This window comes from uncultured Marixanthomonas sp., assembly GCF_963974425.1.
Classification (GTDB): Bacteria; Bacteroidota; Bacteroidia; order Flavobacteriales; family Flavobacteriaceae; genus Marixanthomonas.
Map to the genome: position 1 here is coordinate 1 of NZ_CAXBCK010000013.1, position 23,063 is coordinate 23,063.

Genomic DNA, 23,063 nt, shown 5'->3' on the forward strand with positions numbered 1-23,063 from the left:
AGTAAGTTACAAAATATATTTATCTTTGGCGAGACTTGTGCAACAGGCACAATGTGTATAATTTATTGCTAGTTAAAGCCTACTTACGAAAGTCCTCTGGGACTTTTTATCTGTGATTTATTTGCTAAATTAGTTGCTTAACCACACAAATAACTATACACAAACACGTTAGCTAACATTTAAAAATGAATAAACCAACAATATTTTTACTTCTGATTTTAATGATTGTTAGTTGTAAAAAAGATACAGAATATCAAAACCCTAAAATTGAATTGAAAGGAAAAACTTTCAATTTAATAGCCGAATCGGAAATTGATACTCTGATTTTTGATTTTAATGATTCAACTTATACTATCTATCAGTATAGCGACAGGAATTTACCTTATCGTATAGCTAATTTTAATGAATCAGATTTTTTAGTTTTAAACAGTCGAATAATAGCCATAAAAAAAATTGATGATGATTATTACGAGGGTTTATATATTGGAGAAAAAGATACTGAAATTGAATTAATGAAAAGGAAGCTGAAATGGGACAAGAAATTAATATATGGAACTTGGATTGAAGAGAAATATATTGGAACCGACTCAACTGACTTTCCGCCACCACCAATCGGATACCCTAGATATGACTGGCCACCAAACTATAAAATCACAGAAAATCAAATTGAATTAGATTTTTACACAAAAGAAAAATCTGAAATCGAAATCAATAATTCATTTGAGCTTTTAACAATGAATTTAAGACATTCGTTAAAATTAGGTGTTGAGAATGAATGGAGAATTAAATCATTAACAGACAGCTTAATGGTTATTGACAGAATAATAATAAAAAACGATAATTCGATGTTAAAAACGAACATTGAGAAGAATATAAAACTGATAAAAAAACGTTAGTTAACAACGTATCCTATGAAAAGCACTAGTTCGGTTCTTTAAAGTTACTATTTTATTTTTTTAATTAATTCATCCTCTTAATTTTTAATGTATTGAAAACCTTTACTAACGTGACTCCGGTAAAAAGACAACAAAAATTGCGATTAAACTGTATAACGAAATAAGATTACATTTATCTTTAGCTTATAAAACACCGAAAATGGCATACCTGTCCTTCCTATAGGCGGGTAAATTAATAGCTTAAAATCATTTTTAACCTATAGTCATATTTCAGGACAAGGCATTAGAAGAAAATGAAAAGTGAATTAGACCAAATAATTGAATCAATACCGAAAGCGGTGTCTTGGAAGGAAATTGTTGACTTTGATAATTTTGACGAAAGGCTTTCTGCGATTTGTGTATTGTTTGTAAATACTATTGGTGTTTGTGAAAATTATATTGAATTCTGCCCTGATAATGAACCGCCCTTGAGAGAGGAGGAATTATCTTGGATTTGGCCATTTAGACCTGACTTATCAGACGAATTACTAAAATTAGAATTGTCAAATGATTTCAGGATGCTAATTAATTCTTACAAAGAATCTGAAATGGATAAGTTTTGGGACTATATAAGTTAACTAATTATGGAATATTCAATTCAAATCGGAGATATTAAAGTAGGAACAACAAAGCTTGAAAAAGCAGATGCTCCAATGGGAGTCGTATTTGGAAATATAAAATTTTTTGACCAGAATATGGGTTATGACTTCATTAAAAATTATTGTGAATCAATGGACATTGAATTAGCAAGTGATTATCCAAAGGATAAATTAATATCAACAATGACGATAGACACCCTTATTGTTAAAAATGAAAATGGGATTGAAGTTAAAGGAATAGGAAATCAAATAAGCGGAATGGATAGTGACGTATATGAAGTCACGTTATTAGGAGTTCCATATCCGTTCTATGAAGAAGAATTTCCACACCATGTGAAGGCATACAATGAAATGTTTAAAGAATAAAAAAAAAGATGAAAAAATTTTGCTTAATACTTGCCCTGATATTTTCAGGCATTGCAAGTAGCCAAATAGAAAATCAAACGTTTATCGAATTGGGAATTACAAACGATACACCTTTTAAACAATTAATGAATAATAAATACAAAAAGAAGATTTATAAAAGCCCTACGAAAATCTATTCAGTCCAAGATAACAACGGTACAACTGAAATTATTGAATACAACTCTGATAAATCGTTTGCTAATTTTTATTTCATAAAGGATGATAAACTCATTAAAGTTTCAAAATATAATTACATTGACCAAAACTTGAATGAAATTACACCTGAACAACAGGAAATGATGAAAGAATTTTATACGATTTATAGGGACTCAACAAAAACCATAGCAAATTTGAAATGCTTCAAAGTTGCTATGCAAATGCAACAAGAAGCATCAACCAAAATGAATATGTACGTTTCAGATGAAATCCCAAATCTACCAAATCATTTCCCTTTAGCTTCAAATGTTTTAAATGCAGAACCTTTAGAAATTGAAATAGATTTAATGGGAAGCAAGGTGCTCATAGGTATAGTGAATTTAGAAGAAAAAAGGTCGATTGAACAAGATTACAATATTAATTTTGACAAAGCAAGTAGCATAGAGTATTCTGAATACCAGAAAAAATAACGTGCTACAACATTGATATAAAAGCATTATTTGACAGCTACACATATTACCAAATCGTTTAAATAAACCGTACAATCCCAAATTTGTCAATAAGTGTGCCTACCTCCACGAACAAAAAAGAATACTCTATCTACTACTTTATATTTGTCATAAGTTTGAATGGCTAAAATTAGAAGTGGTAGAAAGTGAATCGTACCGAAATCCCATACTAAACTTATACTCGACCATTATGAGAAATGGGTATAAAATCTACGAACAATCATTACAAACCCCAGTAAGAACACAATTTGCATTTTGTACCTCATACCCAGTAGGCACTGAATAGTCGACAGGTACTTGCAGGCATTCAATCGAATCACACGATAGACACCGAAAATGAAAATGATGCTGAATAACTTCTGGCGGATTCTCACACTTTTTACAAACAGCAAAATACTGTTTTCCGTCTTCTGCAACAATTTTGTGTACGATATCGTCCTCACAAAATCGGTTTAACACTCTATAGATGGTAGCTCTATTGATATCAATATCTAATTGCTTTTCAATAGCGTCTTGACTTAACGCTTTTTTAGAATTTAAAAGCAAGTTTAGTACGGCTTCCTTTGTAGGCGTATTTCTTCGATTCATCTTTTATTGCGAATAAGTTGCAATAATACAAAAAGATTGTATATTTGACAAAAATTACTAATGCGACAACTTCGCATTTAATTAAAATAAATGAACCGAAGAGAACTAATTAAACTATTTGGAGTAACAGGTTTAGTGCTTACACTACCAAAACCTTTATCGCTCTTTGCTCAATACAAAAACAATATGAATAAAAAGGAATTTGAAGTCATCATCATAGGTGGAAGTTATGCAGGGCTTTCGGCCGCAATGGCATTAGGACGCTCACTTAGAAAAACATTGGTAATAGATTCGGGTAAACCTTGCAATCGCCAAACGCCACATTCACACAATTTTTTAACACAAGACGGAAGCACGCCAAAGGAAATTGCTGAAATTACAAAAAATCAAATCAAAAAATACAACAGTATAAAATTTTATGACGGACTTGCGGTGGGCGGAAAGAGAAGTAACAAAGGATTTGAAATCACCACTTTAAAAGGAGACACATTTACAGCTAAAAAGTTAGTGTTTGCTGCAGGTATTAAAGACCTGATGCCAAATATAAAAGGTTTTTCAGAATGTTGGGGGATATCCGTTGTACATTGTCCTTATTGTCACGGTTATGAAATAAGAAACAAGAACACGGCTATTATTGCCAATGGTGAAAGAGCGTTTCATCTTGCTTCTTTGGTAAACAATTTAACCAAAGACATCACCATACTTACGTCGGGTGCAAAGGAGTTTGAGGACGAGCAATTAGAAAAATTTAAGCAACATCATATTGAAATTATTGAAAAAGAAATTTCAGAAATAGAACACCAAAATGGACAACTAGAAAAAATTATTTTTAAAGATGGAAGCACCAAAACGTTTGACTGTGCCTACGCCTCTATTCCTTTTGAGCAAAACTCTACTATACCCACAGAATTGGGTTGCAAGCTCACAGAGCATGGGCACATTGAAGTGAATGTTATGCAAAAAACTACAGAAGAAGACATTTTTGCTTGTGGCGACAATAGTTCAAGAATGCGCTCCGTTGCACTTGCAGTTTCTGGAGGAAACATCACAGGAGCAGTGATTAATAATGAACTTACACAAGATTTTTTTTGATATGGTAGACGTGTTAATAACTAACATAAAATTAGAAAGTATAGCAACAGAAATGCTGCATTTTTTAGAAGGAGCACATCCGCAACTAAAATTTAATTTTGATTTGGAAGATTTCGACAAACCTTATCCTTGTGATCATTCCATTTTAAGAATTGAAGGAAGCTTCATAGATACAAACGTTATTAAAGAACAACTTAAGAATAAAGGTTTTAGGTGTGGACTCTTAGAAGATAAAATTTGCGTGTAGTATGGCAGATTTTTGGGAAACAGCATTTAACAACAAACAAGAAATGTGGGGAATGAATCCGGCAACATCTGCTGAACTGACAAGGGATTTCTTCCTAGAAAAAAATATGAAAAACATTCTAATTCCAGGAATTGGATATGGACGAAATGCACAACCTTTTATTGAAAACGGCATTAAAGTTACAGGCATTGAAATTTCAAAAACAGCTATAAAATTGGCCAGAAAACACTACGGTACTGAAATAAACATTTATCAAGGTTCTGTAACCCGAATGCCTTTTAACGACAAAAAATATGATGGTATTTTTTGCTATGCGCTGATTCATTTATTAAACAGTAAAGAACGAAAAAAATTCATACAAGATTGTTACAATCAACTCACCCAAAACGGCTATATGGTATTTACCGCCATAACCAAAAATGCACCTCAGTATGGACAAGGCGAATTAATTAGTAAAGATCGTTACGAAACCCATAAAGGAGTAAATCTATTTTACTACGAACGAGGATCTATTCTATTAGAATTTGAAAAATACGGTCTTTACAACATCACAGAAGTAGCCGAAAATCAGCCTATGTTCCTGATTACATGCAAAAAGAATAAAAAATAGGCTATACGTAATTGCTTGTTCTCTCCTACTTCTGAAAATTCCTTGCAAATTTGTTATCTTCGGTTTACGGTAGAAAATCCTCGCAAATTTTCACGTAACAAAACCATGGCCAAACACAATGTGGTCCATTTAAACCAACTACCGGAAGATTAAAACCGAATGAATAGAATTTTAAAAATAGCACCTTTTTTTCTGTTGATCGTTTTTGGCTGTAAAGCACAGGATAGTGAACCTTCTGATTTTATTCCAAAAGGATATACTGAATTTGAAAAATATTTTGGAGACTTAAATAAAGATGGACGGAAAGATTGTGTTTTAATAATCAAAAAAAACAGATACAACAAATATCGTTACAAATCGGTTTGATAAAAAAGTTGACAGAAATAGACGAGGAATAATAGTCTTATTTAAAAATGAGAAAGGTTATCAACTTGCTGACAAAAATTACAATTGTTTTTACTCCGAAAATGAAGATGGTGGCGTTTATTTTCCGCCCAATTTATGGATTGAGATTAAAAATGAAAAATTGTATGTCCATTATAATCACGGCCGATATGGATATTGGGCATATACATTCCGATTTCAAAACTCTAATTTTAAGCTAATTGTATTTAATTCAAGTAGTAATCGTGGACCAGTGGTACATATAGAAACAAGCATTAACTTCTTGACAAAAAAGAAATTAATCAAAGAGAATACCAATAAAAATGCAGAAGGTGGAGATGAGATATTCAAGGAAACTTGGAATAATGTTATAATAGAGAATTTAATCAAACTATCTGAAATAAGGGACTTTGATGAATTAGATATATATAATTATTAAATTAAGAACTGCCCACCAGAACCTATTCCTTTGAAAAACACTAGTTCAGTTCATTAAAGTTCCTATTTTATTTAATTTCCCTCAAATTATTTACTAAATAACTTCCTATGCGTGCCGTATTAAATAATAGCAGGTTCTCTATATGATTTATACCCTTTACGGAGTCACTAAATACATCTACCATTATAAATAGTATTAAACTAAGAAGTTTATTGCAGATAGGTATCTTATTTTAACCGAGCGATTAGGTTATTATGAAATATGGATAAATCTATTTCTTTGTTAAAGATTTATAGCTCCTTATATAGGATAATATAACCTTTCTTTAACGCCACAAACGAAGCGAGATTTTTAATTTTAAAAGAAACTATTTACCCATATATACTTTATTATTATGAAACATGAGTTATTACAAAAAGAACATGAATTAGGAATTGGTGGGGTTGCCTTAGGTACTGCTTTTGAAAATATTACTGAAGAACAAGCTGCCGAGATATTGCAACAGGCATGGGATGAAGGAATTCGCTATTTTGATACGTCCCCATGGTATGGACTTACTAAAAGTGAGCGTAGATTTGGTGCTTTTTTGAGCCAACAAGATGAAGATGATTTTATATTTTCTACCAAAGTAGGCCGGTTATTTGAGAAGGTGGAACAAGATGATGTACCACCTACAATGTGGCAAAATCCATTAAATTTTGACTACAAACACGATTATTCCGCAGATGCTACTAAACGTTCTATAGAAGATAGTCTGAAACGTACGGGATTGGATAGTATAGATATTGTGTATGTACATGATCTCTCAGAAGACCAAGTAGGCGATCGTTATCCGTACCATATGAATATTGCTAAGAAAGGTGCCTTTAAAGTTCTTTCTGATTATAGATCACAAGGAATTATTAAAGCTTGGGGCATGGGCGTCAATAAAATAAAACCTATTATAGACTGTATGGAAGCCGCGGATCCAGATATCTGTTTATCTGCTACTCAGTATTCTATTTTAGAGCATGAAGAAGCAGTTGATCGCCTATTACCTGCAATACGAAAAAATAGTGTTAAATTGGTTTCGGGAGCCGGGTACAACTCTGGCTTTATTGCTGGTCGAGATCGTTATAATTATAAAAAGCATATACCAAAAGGGATGCAGGAAAAACGGGATCGCATGGCAAGCATAGCTAAAGGATATGGGATTAATATTATTACCGCAGCTTTGCATTTTGTATTAGCCGCAGACGAATTTTCTTCTATTATTCCCGGTGCTAGTAGTTCTAAGCAAGTGAAGGATAACAAACGAGCATGGAAAACAGATATCCCAAACGATTTTTGGAAAGAACTTAAAAAGGAGGGTCTTATTTATGCTAATGCGCAAATTCCTTCTTAGAATAAAAAAACAACAAATTCTTTACCACAAGTATAATCAATCTAAACTAAGAATCTGTTTTTTTTCACTCTCCATAGCTTTAAGCAGGTATGTCATTATAGATTGATGTATCATTTTTTGCGCATTTATCTAAGTAACGATTACGTTTATTATCTGAATTTTCATGACCCTGTGTACAAGGTACTACACTAGATACTAGTAAAATATAGCATATTCTCTTTTATATCCTTCATGTTTAGGTAAGGCTTCCTCAATCTTTTTTTTGGGTTAATTATTATTTTTTTTGAGGAACTGTTCGCAAAAGAAAACTTGTACTTTGAGAACAGAAAACAAGTTAATTAGGGAATGTTTCAATGACGTACCCTAAACTTCCAACTAAGCCAAAGATTATATGGGCTATGAGCAATTGAATATAAAATTCACGAAAATGAATTTCAGGAGGGTTAGGATGTATGGCAAAAAGGATTTTCCATCCGGCTACTCCTATTATTCCTAAACCTGTGCCAAAAATCATTCCCCACCAGAGGGATGGTTGTACACCAGAAAATAAAAATGCACAGTCCATTATGGCAATAAAGATATAGCCTATACTCAAATGGATTATCCATCCTGGCATATTTTCTACTCCCCTTAACCGGGAAGTATGGATTTGACGATATAATAGTTTTGTCAACAATTGAGGCTCTTTGAATTCCTTTCCCCTAATAAAAGAAATTGTATAACTAAAAAAAGTCATCATGAATGTAGCAATAGGTGCTATTATTAGAAAAGTACTAAAATTCAAAATAAATATATGTTCAATGTTAACTGTTAAAGGTAGCCCTGAAGATATAATTTATTTAACTCATTCAAAATTACATTTACCTTAAAAAAAATAAAAATTTAAAAAAAGAGATTATGAAAGCATTATGTTACCACGGAAAAGAAGATGTACGTATTGACACTGTACCCGATCCCGAAATTGAGGATCCTCAAGATATAATTATAAAAATTACGTCGACCGCCATTTGTGGTTCAGATCTCCACATCTTTGGAGATCTTGTACCGACTATGAAGGAAGGTGATGTCTTGGGACATGAGTTCATGGGCGAAGTAGTTGAATTAGGAAAAGAGGTGAAAAAGTTTAAAAAAGGAGATAGGGTTGTTGTTCCTTTTACCATAGCCTGTGGACATTGTAATTATTGTAATGATCATAAGTACTCACTTTGTGATAACTCCAACCCCAATGAAGAATTGTGTAAAGAGAATTTAGGTCATTCTATATCGGGGTTATTTGGCTATTCCCACATGCTAGGTGGATTTTCCGGCGGACAAGCAGAATATGTGCGAGTGCCTTACGCAGATGTAGGTCCTATAAAAGTGCCTGATTCCCTAAGCGATGAACAAAGTCTCTTTCTATCAGACATTTATCCCACCGGCTATATGGGAGCAGAAAATGCAGATATTCAAGACGGAGATACGGTTGCCATATGGGGATGCGGACCGGTAGGTCAATTTGCCATACAAAGTGCCTGGATGTTGGGAGCCAAAAGAGTAATTGCTATAGATATAATAAAGGAACGATTGGATTTGGCAGAAAAGAACAGTAAGGCAGAAGTTATCCGCACTATTGACCCCAATGAAGTATATGAAAAGCTTATGGAAATGACCAACGGGAAGGGTCCAGATTGTTGCATTGATGCTGTAGGAGCCGAAGCTCATGGAATGGAGGGATTTAACAAGAATCTTGAAAAGTCACAACCTGATGCTTTAGCCCAGATTTTTAAATCATGTAAAAAAGGTGGAAATGTATCCATTCCCGGTGTTTATCTTGGAAAGGTACAAGAATTACCTTTTGGGATAGCAATGAATAAATCTCTTAATCTTAAAATGGGACAAACTCACATGCAACACTATTTGGAACCCTTGTTGAAAAAAGTGGAAGCAGGAAAAATAGACCCCTCTTTTATTATAACTCACCGCATGAAATTAAGTGAAGCTCCTAAAGCTTATAAGAAATTCCGTAATAAGGATGATGGATGCATCAAAGTAATATTAACCCCTTAACAAATATAACTATGGATACTCAACCAAACACTAATACTGCACTTATTACGGGTGCTTCAAGTGGAATAGGAAAAGCCCTTGCTAAAGAATTTGCTACCCACGATTATGATGTGATTCTAGTAGCACCACATCGCAATTCTTTGCGTACAGCTCGAGAAGAAATTCAAGCTATTACTGATGTGGATGTATGGATTTATGAAAAAGATTTGACACTCCCTGATGCAGTAACTGAATTATATGAGGAAGTTCAGAAACTAGGACGCCCAATCACAACATTAGTAAATGATGCCGGGATAGGACAGCGAGGAAATTTTGCAGAAATACCCTTTTCAAAATACAAAGAAATAATTCATCTTAATATTTTGGCATTAACAGAGTTAACTCATTTATTTTTAAATAATATGATAGCCCAAAATGAAGGAAAAATATTGCAGTTAGGTTCTGTAGCAGGATTTCAGCCAGGCCCTTATTTGGCGGTCTACCATGCAACCAAGGCGTATGTAGTATCCCTATCTGAAGCCATTGCTACTGAATTGGATGAACTGGATAGTAAAGTAACAATTACCTGTTTATGTCCTGGGCCCACGGACACCCATTTCTTTTCACGAGCAGACATGGAAAAAACGCGTGTGGTAGATAAAAAAGACTCGTTAATGAAACAACCAGAAGATGTAGCCAAAGGTGCTTATGAGGCATTAATGGATGGAGAGCGAATTTATATTCCCGGAGCTACCAATAAGATGATGACCTTTATTAGACGTGTTATTCCTAAAAGCCTTCAAGCGCGCATGCAGAAGCAATTTTACGAAGAAGTGGAAGAAGAAAAATAACAGACTTCATAAAGGGAATGATTTGGTGCAACTTCTTTTCACAACCACCGTTCTATTTCGAAGAGGTATTATAAGTGCATTAAAATCTTTTCAAAATATATGAGCGCATTCCTTTTTAATTTTTATCAAATACTTTGTGCAATAAGCACTTCTTATTTTCTAATAATTCCTTAGGTATTCTACAATTTGTCTTGCTTCCTTTTCTGAAAGATCCAAATCGACCATTTTAATTTCATATACTGATTTCAATGCTTTTGCTTGTGCATTGTGTTCAATCATACCATCTGGGTTTAAAATCATATTCATTACCCATTGCGGAGAACGTTTTTGCAATACTCCTCCCAATGCGGGACCTCTATTGCTGTTATGAATTTCGTGACAAACAGTACATTGATTGTTAAATAACTCCTCCCCTTTTGCGGCCATCTCTTGATCAATTTGTTCACCTAGTTCTACCTCATTTTTAATAGGACCTACTCCTGTTTTTGCTTCATTCGGCATGTCATTATGCATGATTTTAGATGTATCTTCTTTTTCCGTATTTAACTGAATAGGGGCTTTATTATCATCTGAATTTTCATGGCCCCAATTGCAGGCTACTAGGCAAGGAACTAGTAAAATAAGGTATATTCTTTTTATATTTTTCATGATTATCTTTTTTAAAATTGATTCCTATTATTTTAAATTAATATTTTTTACTTCTTTCATCTTATTAATAATCATACTCCAAAAGGATAGGTTTCGGGTGTTTTAGAACGCTCTACATTGTTATCGATAGCATGTAATGCTTTCGTTTGGTTGAAGAACAGAAAACCATCATATCTTTTAGAAATATTTGTGGCTACATAATTACTATACTGTTCATATTCGGGTTTATATACCACTCCAATTGCACGATGGGGTATTTTTTTCTGCAATTCATTATTAGTGGCTACTTTTCCAAAATCTAGATAAAATTGATCCCCCAAGTTATTACAAATTGACTCCCAACTGTTCTCCCGTCCTTTCGGTACTGTCATTTTCTCCACTTTTGCTCCCCATTCGTTTCCTGCAAGTACAGTTCCTTCATAGGAACCAAAACCGATGAGAGCTACTTCTTCTTTCCCCAATTGCTTTCTAGCCAGTTCACCAATATTGTATAACCCCTGTTTTGCCATATCAGTATAAGAAGCATCGCCTACATGAGTATTATGCGCCCAAACGATTCCTTTAGCATCTTTCCCATGAAAATCGAGCAGCCTATTTAAGGTGTCCATCATATGTCTATCCCTAATATTCCATGTGGCTGCGCCCCCAGAGGCCATCACCCGATAATATTCTTCCGCATGTTTGGCAACAATAGCATTTTGTTCGGTGCTAAAAGCATGCTCTTTATCGGAGTTATAACTTGCATATTTATTACGTATTTCTACCAACATTTGATTTACCTCTCTTTGGCATCCGTCGGGAACTAATTTGGTAGAAAAGGCGTACGATTCCCCATCTTTTTCGCGATAAGGTTCAAAACAACGCACTACTTCTTTGGCAGTCTGAAAGGCCTGGGGGTCTTCCTTCTTTAAATATTCCATAATTGCCTCGAGGGATTCCCATAGACTATACACATCTAACCCATACCAACCTACTCTATTATCGGGAGCTTGATTTTTATTATGTTTTTTTAGCCACTGCACCCATTCATGCACTTCCCAATTTGCCCAAATCCAAGAAGGCAAACGTTTAAATTCTTGTAACACTTGACAGGTATTTTTTGTGGCATCTTCATATTTTTTTATATGACGATTTAGTTGATAGCACGGTGGCCAATCGCCTTCTACGGCAATGAAATTAAACCCGTGTTCTTCGATCAAAATTTTAGAAATCTTTGCCCTCCAAATGTAATATTCATGAGTACCGTGCGAGGCTTCGCCTAACATCACTACTTTTTTATCTTTTAAGCTGGTAATTAACGGCTCAAGATCCTGTATATCGGTAAAATTTTCTATCTGTTCTTGAAGGGTTTTTAGCAGTGAATTTTTCATATTCTAATTTTAAATAGTACAATATAAAGTTACATATGAGAGGCTTGAACTGTTCTTAATATTTCCCTAAAACAATAAATTTTATCACGTTAATAATAAAACGTACCGGACACATGTAATTGAAGAAACCCCGGTATTTTTGGGAGTATAACAAAATTTCACTCCCATGAAAAACCCAGAATTAATTGAAACACTCCAAAATTGCACTGCTTATTGTAATCACTGTGCGGATGCCTCTTTAAATGAAGACCCTATATTGGTAGAATGCATACAAAAAGCTCATGCCTGTGCTACCGTTTGTACTGCTACAGCCTCTTTGCTAGCTATGCAGTATTCCGACATTCGAGGAATGATTGAGTATTGTATAAAGCTATGTAAAAGCTGTACGCAAGAATGTGAAAAGCATGAGCATAGCCATTGTACTAAGTGTGCTGAGGCCTGCAGAGCTTGTGCTGACGCTTGTATCTCTCATCTAAGTTAATATCCCGTCTGCTTTCTTGGTATTTAATTTTTCAGGGAATCCGTTTTATTAAACACAATCGTAGGTAATTAGAAGATTCTGAAGATATTCTACTTACGTTATGGGTCGGTAATACCTCTATTTAATATTATACATTATGAGTAAAACAATTATTGTATCAAATCGGTTGCCCTATAAATTTTCCATAGCGGGAAATAAACTTAGTTATAGTAAAAGTGCCGGAGGTTTGGCCACGGGTATGCTTTCGATCCATGAGCAAGGGAACAGTATATGGATTGGCTGGACGGGATTAGCTGAAGATGAAATTCCCTGTGATGATAAAAAAGACACTCTTATAGAGCAGACGCTTGAAAAAAACTGTATTCCTATTTCCCTTAGTCGAGAAGAGATAGATAACTACTATTATGGCTTTTCCAATAAGACTCTTTGGCCCTTATTTCACTATTTTCTCTGCTACACAAAATACAATACAACTACCTGGGAAGCCTATAAAGCCGTAAATAGAAAATTTGCAGACGAAGTATTAGCTCAAGCATCACCTGGAGATACGGTATGGATTCATGATTATCAACTTATGTTGGTACCTCAATATATACGTGCAGAACAACCTGATCTGTCAATCGGCTTTTTCCTACATATCCCCTTTCCTACCTACGAGGTATTCCGATCACTTCCTTTTAGAGATGCTTTATTAGAAGGTATGTTAGGAGCAGATATTATTGGTTTCCACACCTTTGATTATAAAAAATGCTTTTTAAAGACGGTCACTTCTCTACTCACCTACCCTACACACGGCGATGAAATTTGTTCTGGAAACCACACGGTAAAAGTAGCTTCATTCCCCATGGGGATCGATACTGAAAAGTTAGAAAAAGCTGCTAAAGAGCAACGTAAAAAAACTAAGAAGACAAGCGAGATTCAAACTGCACTTCATACCTATAGAAAAAGGAATCCCGATGTTAAATTGGTTTTATCGATAGATCGTTTGGATTATACAAAGGGTATCTTAAATCGAATTCAGGCCTTTTCTTACTTTTTAAAAAAGTATCCTCAATACTTGGGAAAAATTAGTCTATTAATGCTTGCTGTCCCTTCTCGTACGGATGTTTTACAATATCAATTACTAAAAAAAGAAGTAGATGAATTAGTAGGACGTGTAAATGGAAGATACGCTACTATTAGTTGGACGCCTATTTGGTACTATTACCGCTCTCTTCCCTTTCAAGATTTAATTGCTTTGTATTCAACTTGTGAGATTGCCCTTCTTACTCCGCTACGTGATGGTATGAATCTAGTTGCCAAGGAGTATATTAGTTCTCGTACTGATAAAACTGGGGTTCTTATTTTGAGTGAAATGACCGGAGCGGCCAAAGAGATGGATCAAGCTTTAATTATTAACCCTAATAGTTTTGATGAAATCAGTACTGCTTTAACTCAGGCTATCGAGATGCCAAAAGATGAGCAAATAGCTCGAAATACTATTCTCCAAAACCATCTTAAAAAACACAATATCTATACTTGGGCGGCACAATTTATGGATCGCCTTAATGAACGCAAACAACAACAAACTGTGCGAAAGCCCCAAAAAATGACCTCTTCTATTCTAAACCAACTATGCCAAAAGTATACGGAAGCTCGCAGCAGATCATTCTTTTTAGATTATGACGGTTCTTTGGTAGGCTTTACAGATGATCCAGATGAAGCACGCCCTGATCCATCCCTTTTACAACTTTTAAGTAGATTGGGTAGTCCCACTAAAAATGAATTAATAATAATAAGTGGCAGGACAAAACAGGATTTACATGCTTGGTTTGATGGTCTTCGTATTTCTTTAATTGCGGAGCATGGATTGAGTATTAGAAAGGACCGAGTTAACTGGGAAGATAAGACCCTTTACAATAATTCTTGGATGCCAGAAGTAAAAGCTATTCTAAAGCGATTTACCCAAAAAACAAAGGGAGCTTTTATTGAAGAGAAAAGAAAATCCTTAGCCTGGCATTACCGTCAGACTTCTTCCTATATAGGTATCAAACATGCTTCTGAACTTATGGAAGAGTTAAAGGCTATAGGAGAAAGATATGAAATCACTATCTTATGGGGAAACAAGGTTATAGAAATTGTGAACAATCAAATTAATAAAGGAAATGCTGTTTGTGCTCATTTAGAAACCCACCCATGTGATTTTATTTTTGCTATGGGAGATGATGTTACGGACGAGTCGATGTTCAAGAAACTACCTGATAGTGCCATTACTATTAAAGTAGGACGTTCGGCATCTGCCGCTCGCTATTATGTAGAAGATTATCATGAAGCTCGCAAGTTATTACAAACGTTCGTTTCTAACCGCACTCGTATTTCGCAACTAAATGGGCACTCCCATAGCCAACAGCCCGCTCCTATTAAAAATTCTTAACTTGTATACTATGGAAAAATGGTTTGCCACGGATTTTACAACTCTTGCTGCTATCGCCCTTACAACGGTAGGCATCTATCTAGCGGTAATTTTATATACTCGCATTTTTGGAAAGCGTAGTTTTTCGAAAATGTCGAGCTTTGATTTTGCCATGACGGTGGCTGTTGGTTCCCTTATAGCTACTACCATCCTCTCCCATTCTGTTTCCTTACTCGAAGGAATTTTTGGGTGTTTTATGATTTATGCCACCCAATTACTTGCTGCTATCTCCAGGCGTTGGGAACCTTTTAAAAAGGTTATTGATAACCGCCCTCTCCTATTAATGGAGGGTTCAATTATCCTAGATGATAATTTAAGAAAAGCTCGGGTGTCAGAAGGAGATTTGCGTTCGAAACTGCGGGAAGCTAATATTTTATCTCTTTCTGAAGTTAAAGCTGTAGTTTTTGAAACTACTGGTGATATTATTGTTATTCATTCTAAAAATGCCGATGCTCAAGTAGCTGAATGGCTATTAACCGATGTTAAACGAAAATAGATTTCCTATGTTTTGCCCACGTACCTATCAAAAAAAAGAAACTGACTATCACTATCAATTTATACAGGATCATCCTTTTGCCACGATGGTCATTCAAGGAGAAGGCTTAGTAGCCACACATATTCCTGTACTTACAAAAGGAACTAAAAACGCTTTTCATCTTGTAGGCCACATTGCCAAATCGAATCCGCAGGCCAGCCATTTAAAAGATGGTATGGAAGCCTTATTTATATTTCAAGGTCCTCATGCGTATGTCTCTTCATCTTGGTATGATTATAATGATATTAGTACATGGGATTACAGTGCCGTTCACGTTCGGGCCTCGCTTCAACTTCAAACAGCAGTACAATTAGAAACCTCTTTACAGAAATTGGTATATCGGTTTGAAAAAGAACAAGACAATCCCACTTTTTATCATGACCTCCCCCCCTCTTTATTACAAGAACATCTTCCTTTTATTGTTGGCTTTACAGCGCAACCCATTGCTATAGAAGGAATTGCCAAATACCATCAAGATGTCTCTGCAGATACCCGTGAGCGAATTTGTAATAAGTTAAGGGGCAATCCTAGTACGGCAGCGGTAGCTACAGAAATAGAAAAGGAAACATCAAAACATTTATCTAAATGAAACGATTTTTTAAAACAAATAAACGTGCGGTTTATGGAGGTATTATCGCCACTGTATTTACCGGATTGGGTGTTTTTTTATTAGGAAACTTAACTGGGTACGAAGCCAAACAATTGATCAGCACTTCGCTTTCAGGAATCAATATGTTATGTAATACCATTGTTTTAGCTTCGGCTACTATTTTGGCTTTATTATTAACCCTCTTAGGAATTAGTACGGGAACCGAATCTAAACTAAAAAACGATCATTATTTACAAGTTTTATCAATTGCAAAATTTGATACTGTTTTATTTGTTGGAGCTTTAATTTTATTTCAGCTTTTTAATATTCCCATTACAGAAGCAGAAAATGTTCCTACGTCATGGTATACCGGTATCTATTGGACTACCCTATTTTTTTCTTCTGTTTTAAGTGGAATGATGATTACCGTTATTTTAATGCTATATGGGACAGTTACCAATATTATTAATATTGTAGGATTGGGGAGAGATCATTATTTAGTTCATGATGAAAAGAAAGAAAAAGAGGAGGAGGAAACGTAAGCTGTTTTTAAATTAACTGGTTACAAAAAATATTAACCAAAAAAGAAACTAACATGGAAAATAAGAAAAACAACAGTAAAAATTATTTAAAATTTTTTGCCATGATTGGAACTTCCATGATGGCAATGTTTTTTTTAATGTACCTACATTCTTACCAAATAATAGACCATTTTTGGTTTAGTGAGACCCGCCTATTTATGACATTAATTATGGGCGGTTCTATGACAATTATTATGCTCTTGTATATGCTACAAATGTATAAAACCCCAAAAATGAATATTGCAATTCTCGCTCTTGGGGTTATATTGATACTAGGTCCTTTATGGCTCGTAAGAAGTCAAGTAACTGTTACGGATACTGACTATATGGAAGGAATGATTCCACACCACTCCATTGCAGTTTTAACTAGCGAACGATCTCAAATAAAAGATGTAAGAGTAAGAGAACTTGCCGATAAAATTATTAAAGCACAGCGCAAGGAAATTATGGAAATGCAATGGCTAATACATGATATCAAAGAAAATGGAATTGTAGAAACAGAGGAAGAAAAGGAAAAACGTCCTGTTCCGAAATTTAAAGGGTCAACTAATAAAGAGACCAAAAATCTAAATGAATAAAAGCGAAATGTAGAGCCAGGAGTTAGTGATTATACAAAAGATAATTAATAAGATGTATGGTAGCCCCAAAAAGTTAACGGCTAAAATATCCTACTTTTTTATATACACATTTTAAAAGTTCGATTTTATATGGGTAGAAATATATTCTTCCGCGTTTTCCGCTTATAAATAAGAAAGTACTGTCATTAATTTTGCAGCTTATGTATTCTTTAACAGCCACTTAACCACTTTTTAAGAAAGGAATAAATACCTTGTTGTATCTAATAAAAAAACTAAGAAACATGAACTTAAAAGCCCTTTTTTTAAATTGTACCTTAAAATATCCCCCTGAAGTTTCGAATACGCGTGCTTTTATAGAAAAAGCTGAATCGATTTTTAAAGATTTGCAAGTACAAACAGAAGTGCTTCGGTTATCAGATTATTCTATTAAGTTTGGTACTTCTTCAGATGAAAAGAATGGCGATGAATGGCCTACCATATTAGATAAAATTAAAGCTGCTGATATATTTATTATAGCCACCCCAATATGGCGTGGAGATCGGAGTTCGATTGCTAAAATGGTAGCCGAGCGATTGGATGGAATTTTGGAAGAAGGAAACAATGAAAATGGACAATATCCTACTTATAATAAAGTAGCAGGAGTAATAGTTGACGGAAATGAAGATGGAGCTAAAAAGGCCATTTCGAGTATTCTTTTTGATTTTTCAGAACACGGTTTTACTGTGCCGGTCAATGCTTTTAGCTATTATGTAGGAGAAGCAGGTCCTGGTCCTAGTTATATAGAAGCCGAAGGAGATACACATGAGTTTACGAATAATATGCTATTAACCATGGCTCACAATATGATACACGTGGCCACACTTTTAAAGGAAAACCCCTACCCGACCAATTTAAAGGAATTAGAAGAAAAAGCCACACAACTAAGTAAATAAGCATGAAATGCATTTGGTATATCATTTTCAGTATTCTGATTTCTTGCTCTTTTCCCCATGATAGTAAAGAAAGTTGGAAAAAAGCACAAACCAAAGGTTTAGTGGTCGGTGTCATCGATAATCCTCCTTTCGCCACAAAGCAAAATGACACCTTTGTAGGTAGTGAAATTCAATATATTAAACAATTTGCAAAAAATAATAAACTACAAATATCCTTTTATTCTGCTTCAGCATCTAAACTAATGGAGGGTTTAACAAATTATGAGTATTCGTTAGTTGTCGGAGGAATTGAAAAAAATACACCTTGGAAATCTGAGATAGGATTGAGCAAACCCTATGACAGCAAACATGTATTTGCTATCCCTAAGGGAGAAAATAAATTATTATTCAATTTAGAATCCTTTATCAATCTCTCTTCACCATGAAATCTATAAACTCCTTTCATCTTCCGAAAAGTTTGCAAGAAAAACTTTCGAAAGCTAAACGTCTGGAATGGATTACTATTTGTTATTTGATAACCGTAGTCATTCTAATGTATCTAGTAATGGGAAATTCACAAGCCATGAAAACCGCGTGGTTGGAAGATGCTTTAAGTATATTACCTGCTATCTCCTTTTTAATTGCTTATCGTTTTTACAATAAAAAACCCACCCAGAATTTCCCATACGGCTATCATAGGGTGTTTGATATTGCGCATCTTACAGGAGCTTTGGCTTTATTTTTAATGGGTTCTTACTTACTTATTGATTCGAGTATTAGTTTGCTTACTATTGAAAAACCAACTATTGGGTCGTTTACTATATGGGGGCAGCAAATTTGGTTAGGCTGGCTTATGATCGCATTATTAATTTACAGTTCTATTCCTGCGATGTTTCTGGGTCACGCTAAACTTCCTTTATCTAAAGCTTTGCACAACAAGATTCTATTTACCGATGCACAGGCTCAAAAAGCAGACTGGACAACCGCTTTGGCGGCTATGCTAGGTATTGTCGGGGTAGGTCTCGGATTTTGGTGGGCTGATGCTACAGCAGCACTTTTTATTTCTTTTTCTGTCTTAAAGGATGGTTACTCCAATTTAAAAGATGCTATTTTGGAGTTGATGGATCGACATCCTGTTACAGTAAAGAAAGAAAATGATACTATAGGCCAACGAGTTGTTAATTACTTATGTGATAATTATTCATCCGATATCATTGAAGTGGGGGTTCGTTTACGAGAACATGGGCAGACTTATTTTGGGGAAATTTTAATTATAAGCAATGCTCCAGTCAAATGTGAACAAATACGAAAAGACGTTCTAGAGCTCCACTGGAAACTAATAGATGTAAGTGTTATGCCAGTAACTTCCATTCCTCCTTATTTTTTAACTCGAACCAACATCACCAATTAAATGGAAACCTAAATTTTTTATTATGGATGCTGTAACGTTGTTAGGCTTATTTGCAGGTATTTGTACCACATCTGCTGTGGTACCACAACTGATTCGAGCTTGGAAAACAAAAAAAGTAAAAGATGTTTCTCCCATTATGTTTGCAATTCTTTTATTAGGAGTAGGTCTTTGGGTTGTATATGGTGTTTTAAAAGATGATTTAGCCATCATCGTTACCAATGGTTTTTCCTTAGTTTTAAACATGAGCATGCTTTACTTAATGCTACGCTATAGCGGAAAAAAATAGTCTTTCTTACAGTGTTGTTAATTTTCATTAAAATACGCTTAAACCTTTCTTAATCTACGTTTAGCTTATCGAATAATGATGTAATTTTAAGAAGAAAACAACAGAAAAATGAAAGAAAAAATACAAACTTTTAAGGTGAATGAAAGCAATTCTGTTTCCTCTTTAAAAAAACGTTTTCAAGAATTCATCGTGGAAAAAGATCATCCTTGTATTATGGCGCAAACTGTTTTTAAAATGGATGCCATAGACTTGCATGCTTACGATACATTTGGAACAAAAAAAACAGCTCGAAAACTAGTGGCTGATATTAAAAAATACGTAGATACCTATGATTTTGAGAGTAATAATTTTGTGACATTTTTAGCAGTATTTCCTACTGCTCAATTTAAAACCGAAGTAGCTTTTGAAAAAGCACTTTGGGAACAACTTCAACATATTCATGAAACCGATACAAGAACTTGGGATGAAACGGTATCTTCAAATCCTACCAAAGATACCTTTAGCTTTAGTATTGCAGGAAAAGCATTTTATGTAGTAGGAATGCATCCTAAAAGTTCTCGCATTGCCCGTCAAAGTCCTTTTGTAACTATTGCCTTTAACTTGCACTGGCAATTTGAACAATTGCGAGAAATGGGCAGCTACGACACCGTAAAAGAACGCATACGCGAACGGGATAAAGCATTACAAGGATCGATAAACCCTATGTTAGAAGATTTTGGTAATACTAGCGAAGCAAGACAGTACAGCGGACGAAAAGTCGAAGATAATTGGAAGTGTCCGTTTCATCATCATTCATCTTAAAAAATTATATTATCAAATTTACTTATACAAAAAAACATGGTAAACGAAATTCCCAAGCAATCAGGAACAGCTTTTGTGCTAAAAAAGGGAGAAAAACTAAGGGTAATCGATCCATTTGGACAACAAGTAAGCGATATGGTCCTTTTTAACGCGACCGATCCCCGTGAAAAAATTTCATCTGGTAAAACTTTAGATTTTGAAGAAACTATTTTTATTACGAAAGGACATTATCTATGGAGCAACCGAAGCAACCAGATGATGAAAATTGTAGAAGATACCAATGGTAGAAACGATTTTTTATTAGCGCCTTGTAGTCCTGAAACCTTTTCCATTATGTACCAATATGATGGTTATCATCCCAGCTGTTTTGAAAACCTATACACTAATCTTGCTCCCTACAACATACAACCCGATGATGTACCGACTGCCTTTAATATTTTTATGAATGTACAAGTAGCTGAAAGCGGTGCCCTATCGGTAGAACCACCTATGAGTAAAGCGGGAGATTATGTAGCGTTTGAAGCTTTGATGGATCTTATTGTAGGGCTTACCGCTTGTTCAGCAGAAGACAGCAATGGAGGTAGTTTTAAACCCATTGCATACTCCGTAATTGCTGTAAAATAATTTTCACTTTTATTTCTACTTTTTTTTGCTGGTAAACAATACTTTAAATAAGTACTATGAATGTTATAGTAACCCATTCTGACAGTTAAAAAAAAATTTAGTTATTGGTATTATTTGACACCTTTTTATTTAGATAACCAAAAACTATATTTACTACCACTACTAATACAGTGAATCCTGCTAAGACATCGTAGATTCCCATTCCAGCCAAACAACCTGCAGCCGCACAACACCATATAGTGGCTGCAGTAGCTAAACCTTCTACTTTTCTTTTACTATTGCTTCTCAAGATAACCCCTGCTCCTAAAAACCCAACTCCCACCACAATTTGCCCAATAATACGGGTCATATCTGTTGTTTCGTGATTTATAAAAGTCAATGCAATCATTACATAAATCGCTGCTCCCATGGTAACGAGCATATTCGTCTTCAAGCCCGCATGTTTTCCTTTCATTTGTCGTTCTAACCCCATAAAAAAACCCGCAACTAAAGCCGCAATACTTTTAAGTAAAAAATCCGTAAACTCTATATCCATTATTTCTACATTTAGTGTTAAGCTCCCACTAATTCCCCTCCATTAACATGAAGAAATTGCCCTGTCATATAACTGCTATCTTCACTTGCTAAAAACACGTATGCCGGAGCTACTTCACTAGGTTGGCCTGCCCTACCCAATAAAGTGTCTTGTCCAAAATCTGAAACATTATTAAATGTAGCAGGTATAAGAGGTGTCCATATAGGTCCTGGAGCTACCCCATTTACCCTAATTTTCTTTTCTGCCAACATTTTTGCAAGGGAGCGAGTAAATGTTACAATAGCCCCTTTGGTACTGGAATAATCTAATAGGTGGCCGCTTCCTCGATAAGCAGTAACAGAAGCTGTATTAATGAATACTCCCTTTTCTTTGAGATGTGGAAGTGCGGCCTTAACAATATGAAAATACGGATATATGTTCGTTTGAAAAGTGGTGTGCAATTGTTCTTCCGATATATCCTCTATATTATCTTTCGGAAATTGAACCGCTGCATTATTCACTACAATGTCAACACCCCCATAGGTTTCCACACATTTTTTTATGGCCTCTTTGCAAAATTTCTTTTCTTTTACATCACCTTGCAACAGCAAACATTGCTTCCCCTCTTTTTCAACTAACTCTTTGGTGTGTTTGGCATCTTCGTTTTCTTCTACATATATAATAGCGATATTGGCTCCCTCTCGCGCAAAATGTACAGCTACACTTCTTCCAATACCACTATCTCCACCCGTTATAAAGGCTATTTTATTCTTTAATTTATCACTTCCTTGGTAATTCTTTCGAATAACCTCTGGAACAGGATTCATTTTATGTTCTTTCCCTGGTTGTTTTTGTGATTGTTCTGGAAATTTATCTGGCTTGCCCATACAAATGCTTTTACATGTTTAGTGAAATAACGCTTTTAATTTCTCCCACCAGTTTTTCGAGTCTTTATCGTTTCGCTGATGTGTTTCGCCTTCCATCTTTTTTTGATGGGTTTCATCGGCTACTACGTGCTTTTTATTTTGATCTTCTTTATCCATATTACTTTAGATTAC

General features: G+C 34.8%; 30 protein-coding genes. 23 read left to right on the plus strand and 7 right to left on the minus strand.

Features of this window, described 5'->3' with window-relative positions; genetic code table 11:
* The first annotated feature begins 185 nt into the window (after positions 1–185).
* The 4 genes from AACZ92_RS04970 to AACZ92_RS04985 all read left to right on the plus strand — a co-directional run bounded on the left by AACZ92_RS04970 (position 186) and on the right by AACZ92_RS04985 (position 2,565).
* A complete protein-coding gene (locus AACZ92_RS04970; protein WP_339697770.1) occupies positions 186–896 on the plus strand; it encodes a hypothetical protein in 711 nt (236 codons plus the stop codon).
* 293 nt (positions 897–1,189) lie between these two features.
* A complete protein-coding gene (locus AACZ92_RS04975; RefSeq protein ID WP_339697773.1) occupies positions 1,190–1,513 on the plus strand; it encodes a hypothetical protein in 324 nt (107 codons plus the stop codon).
* Between the two features lie 6 nt (positions 1,514–1,519).
* Positions 1,520–1,900, plus strand: coding sequence for a hypothetical protein (locus AACZ92_RS04980; RefSeq protein ID WP_339697776.1), 381 nt, complete (start codon positions 1,520–1,522; stop codon positions 1,898–1,900).
* 8 nt (positions 1,901–1,908) lie between these two features.
* The gene (locus tag AACZ92_RS04985; protein ID WP_339697779.1) at positions 1,909–2,565 is read left to right on the plus strand and encodes a hypothetical protein; all 657 of its coding nucleotides are present in this window, start codon (positions 1,909–1,911) and stop codon (positions 2,563–2,565) included.
* Between the two features lie 249 nt (positions 2,566–2,814).
* On the opposite strand, the gene AACZ92_RS04990 is transcribed toward AACZ92_RS04985, so the two are convergent.
* Entirely contained in the window at positions 2,815–3,192 is a 378-nt protein-coding gene (locus tag AACZ92_RS04990) for a transcriptional repressor (RefSeq protein ID WP_339697782.1), read from the minus strand.
* 186 nt (positions 3,193–3,378) lie between these two features.
* Between AACZ92_RS04990 and AACZ92_RS04995 the strand changes: the two genes are divergently transcribed.
* The 5 genes from AACZ92_RS04995 (at position 3,379) to AACZ92_RS05015 (ending at position 7,348) form a co-directional block, all read left to right on the plus strand.
* Positions 3,379–4,284, plus strand: a complete 906-nt coding sequence (locus tag AACZ92_RS04995; RefSeq protein WP_339698015.1) for an NAD(P)/FAD-dependent oxidoreductase — start codon at positions 3,379–3,381, stop codon at positions 4,282–4,284.
* 248 nt (positions 4,285–4,532) lie between these two features.
* Positions 4,533–5,141 (plus strand): class I SAM-dependent methyltransferase, encoded by a 609-nt coding sequence (locus tag AACZ92_RS05000; RefSeq protein WP_339697785.1) that lies wholly within the window; start codon positions 4,533–4,535, stop codon positions 5,139–5,141.
* Positions 5,142–5,300: 159 nt separating this feature from the next.
* Positions 5,301–5,507, plus strand: a complete 207-nt coding sequence (locus AACZ92_RS05005; RefSeq protein ID WP_339697788.1) for a hypothetical protein — start codon at positions 5,301–5,303, stop codon at positions 5,505–5,507.
* A gap of 160 nt (positions 5,508–5,667) precedes the next feature.
* Positions 5,668–5,964 carry a hypothetical protein gene (locus AACZ92_RS05010; RefSeq protein ID WP_339697791.1) on the plus strand — a complete coding sequence of 99 codons (297 nt, stop codon included), beginning with the start codon at positions 5,668–5,670 and terminating at the stop codon, positions 5,962–5,964.
* A 394-nt stretch (positions 5,965–6,358) separates the two neighbouring features.
* Positions 6,359–7,348 carry an aldo/keto reductase gene (locus AACZ92_RS05015; protein ID WP_339697794.1) on the plus strand — a complete coding sequence of 330 codons (990 nt, stop codon included), beginning with the start codon at positions 6,359–6,361 and terminating at the stop codon, positions 7,346–7,348.
* Between the two features lie 334 nt (positions 7,349–7,682).
* Here AACZ92_RS05015 and AACZ92_RS05020 read toward each other — a convergent pair whose 3' ends face one another.
* Positions 7,683–7,964 carry a hypothetical protein gene (locus AACZ92_RS05020; protein WP_339697797.1) on the minus strand — a complete coding sequence of 94 codons (282 nt, stop codon included), beginning with the start codon at positions 7,962–7,964 and terminating at the stop codon, positions 7,683–7,685.
* 281 nt (positions 7,965–8,245) lie between these two features.
* Here AACZ92_RS05020 and AACZ92_RS05025 point away from each other — a divergent pair, with 281 nt between their 5' ends.
* Together AACZ92_RS05025 and AACZ92_RS05030 are read left to right on the plus strand one after the other, a co-directional pair.
* Entirely contained in the window at positions 8,246–9,394 is a 1,149-nt protein-coding gene (locus tag AACZ92_RS05025) for a zinc-dependent alcohol dehydrogenase (protein WP_339697800.1), read from the plus strand.
* An 11-nt stretch (positions 9,395–9,405) separates the two neighbouring features.
* The gene (locus tag AACZ92_RS05030; RefSeq protein ID WP_339697805.1) at positions 9,406–10,224 is read left to right on the plus strand and encodes an SDR family oxidoreductase; all 819 of its coding nucleotides are present in this window, start codon (positions 9,406–9,408) and stop codon (positions 10,222–10,224) included.
* A gap of 159 nt (positions 10,225–10,383) precedes the next feature.
* On the opposite strand, the gene AACZ92_RS05035 is transcribed toward AACZ92_RS05030, so the two are convergent.
* Both AACZ92_RS05035 and AACZ92_RS05040 read right to left on the minus strand, forming a co-directional pair.
* Positions 10,384–10,872 carry a c-type cytochrome gene (locus AACZ92_RS05035; RefSeq protein WP_339697808.1) on the minus strand — a complete coding sequence of 163 codons (489 nt, stop codon included), beginning with the start codon at positions 10,870–10,872 and terminating at the stop codon, positions 10,384–10,386.
* 71 nt (positions 10,873–10,943) lie between these two features.
* A complete protein-coding gene (locus AACZ92_RS05040; protein WP_339697811.1) occupies positions 10,944–12,242 on the minus strand; it encodes an erythromycin esterase family protein in 1,299 nt (432 codons plus the stop codon).
* Between the two features lie 349 nt (positions 12,243–12,591).
* Between AACZ92_RS05040 and AACZ92_RS05045 the strand changes: the two genes are divergently transcribed.
* From AACZ92_RS05045 to AACZ92_RS05100, 12 genes are all read left to right on the plus strand, one after another.
* Positions 12,592–12,723 carry a four-helix bundle copper-binding protein gene (locus AACZ92_RS05045; protein ID WP_339698017.1) on the plus strand — a complete coding sequence of 44 codons (132 nt, stop codon included), beginning with the start codon at positions 12,592–12,594 and terminating at the stop codon, positions 12,721–12,723.
* Positions 12,724–12,859: 136 nt separating this feature from the next.
* On the plus strand, positions 12,860–15,136 hold the full coding sequence (locus AACZ92_RS05050; RefSeq protein WP_339697814.1) for a bifunctional alpha,alpha-trehalose-phosphate synthase (UDP-forming)/trehalose-phosphatase: 2,277 nt from the start codon (positions 12,860–12,862) through the stop codon (positions 15,134–15,136).
* Positions 15,137–15,146: 10 nt separating this feature from the next.
* On the plus strand, positions 15,147–15,671 hold the full coding sequence (locus AACZ92_RS05055) for a YetF domain-containing protein (protein ID WP_339697817.1): 525 nt from the start codon (positions 15,147–15,149) through the stop codon (positions 15,669–15,671).
* Between the two features lie 7 nt (positions 15,672–15,678).
* The gene (locus AACZ92_RS05060; RefSeq protein WP_339697820.1) at positions 15,679–16,299 is read left to right on the plus strand and encodes an FMN-binding negative transcriptional regulator; all 621 of its coding nucleotides are present in this window, start codon (positions 15,679–15,681) and stop codon (positions 16,297–16,299) included.
* Positions 16,296–16,841: a hypothetical protein gene (locus AACZ92_RS05065; RefSeq protein ID WP_339697823.1), complete on the plus strand. Its 546-nt coding sequence runs from the start codon at positions 16,296–16,298 to the stop codon at positions 16,839–16,841. Before AACZ92_RS05060 ends, AACZ92_RS05065 begins: the two co-directional genes overlap by 4 nt.
* 53 nt (positions 16,842–16,894) lie before the next feature.
* Positions 16,895–17,458 (plus strand): DUF305 domain-containing protein, encoded by a 564-nt coding sequence (locus AACZ92_RS05070; protein ID WP_339697826.1) that lies wholly within the window; start codon positions 16,895–16,897, stop codon positions 17,456–17,458.
* A 281-nt stretch (positions 17,459–17,739) separates the two neighbouring features.
* On the plus strand, positions 17,740–18,390 hold the full coding sequence (locus AACZ92_RS05075; protein ID WP_339697829.1) for a flavodoxin family protein: 651 nt from the start codon (positions 17,740–17,742) through the stop codon (positions 18,388–18,390).
* Between the two features lie 2 nt (positions 18,391–18,392).
* Positions 18,393–18,815 carry a transporter substrate-binding domain-containing protein gene (locus AACZ92_RS05080; RefSeq protein ID WP_339697831.1) on the plus strand — a complete coding sequence of 141 codons (423 nt, stop codon included), beginning with the start codon at positions 18,393–18,395 and terminating at the stop codon, positions 18,813–18,815.
* Positions 18,812–19,780 (plus strand): cation diffusion facilitator family transporter, encoded by a 969-nt coding sequence (locus AACZ92_RS05085; RefSeq protein WP_339697834.1) that lies wholly within the window; start codon positions 18,812–18,814, stop codon positions 19,778–19,780. The genes AACZ92_RS05080 and AACZ92_RS05085 overlap by 4 nt, the downstream gene beginning before the upstream one ends.
* A gap of 22 nt (positions 19,781–19,802) precedes the next feature.
* Positions 19,803–20,066 (plus strand): SemiSWEET transporter, encoded by a 264-nt coding sequence (locus AACZ92_RS05090; protein ID WP_339697837.1) that lies wholly within the window; start codon positions 19,803–19,805, stop codon positions 20,064–20,066.
* Positions 20,067–20,174: 108 nt separating this feature from the next.
* Entirely contained in the window at positions 20,175–20,867 is a 693-nt protein-coding gene (gntA, locus tag AACZ92_RS05095; protein WP_339697840.1) for a guanitoxin biosynthesis heme-dependent pre-guanitoxin N-hydroxylase GntA, read from the plus strand.
* Between the two features lie 36 nt (positions 20,868–20,903).
* Positions 20,904–21,491, plus strand: a complete 588-nt coding sequence (locus AACZ92_RS05100) for an urea carboxylase-associated family protein (RefSeq protein ID WP_339697843.1) — start codon at positions 20,904–20,906, stop codon at positions 21,489–21,491.
* 97 nt (positions 21,492–21,588) lie between these two features.
* Here the strand turns inward: AACZ92_RS05100 and AACZ92_RS05105 are convergent, their stop codons facing one another.
* The 3 genes from AACZ92_RS05105 to AACZ92_RS05115 are packed head-to-tail and all read right to left on the minus strand — an operon-like array spanning position 21,589 to position 23,048.
* Positions 21,589–22,026, minus strand: coding sequence for an MgtC/SapB family protein (locus tag AACZ92_RS05105; protein WP_339697846.1), 438 nt, complete (start codon positions 22,024–22,026; stop codon positions 21,589–21,591).
* A gap of 17 nt (positions 22,027–22,043) precedes the next feature.
* Positions 22,044–22,892 carry an SDR family oxidoreductase gene (locus tag AACZ92_RS05110; protein ID WP_339697849.1) on the minus strand — a complete coding sequence of 283 codons (849 nt, stop codon included), beginning with the start codon at positions 22,890–22,892 and terminating at the stop codon, positions 22,044–22,046.
* Between the two features lie 18 nt (positions 22,893–22,910).
* Positions 22,911–23,048 (minus strand): hypothetical protein, encoded by a 138-nt coding sequence (locus AACZ92_RS05115; protein WP_339697852.1) that lies wholly within the window; start codon positions 23,046–23,048, stop codon positions 22,911–22,913.
* Positions 23,049–23,063: the final 15 nt, after the last annotated feature.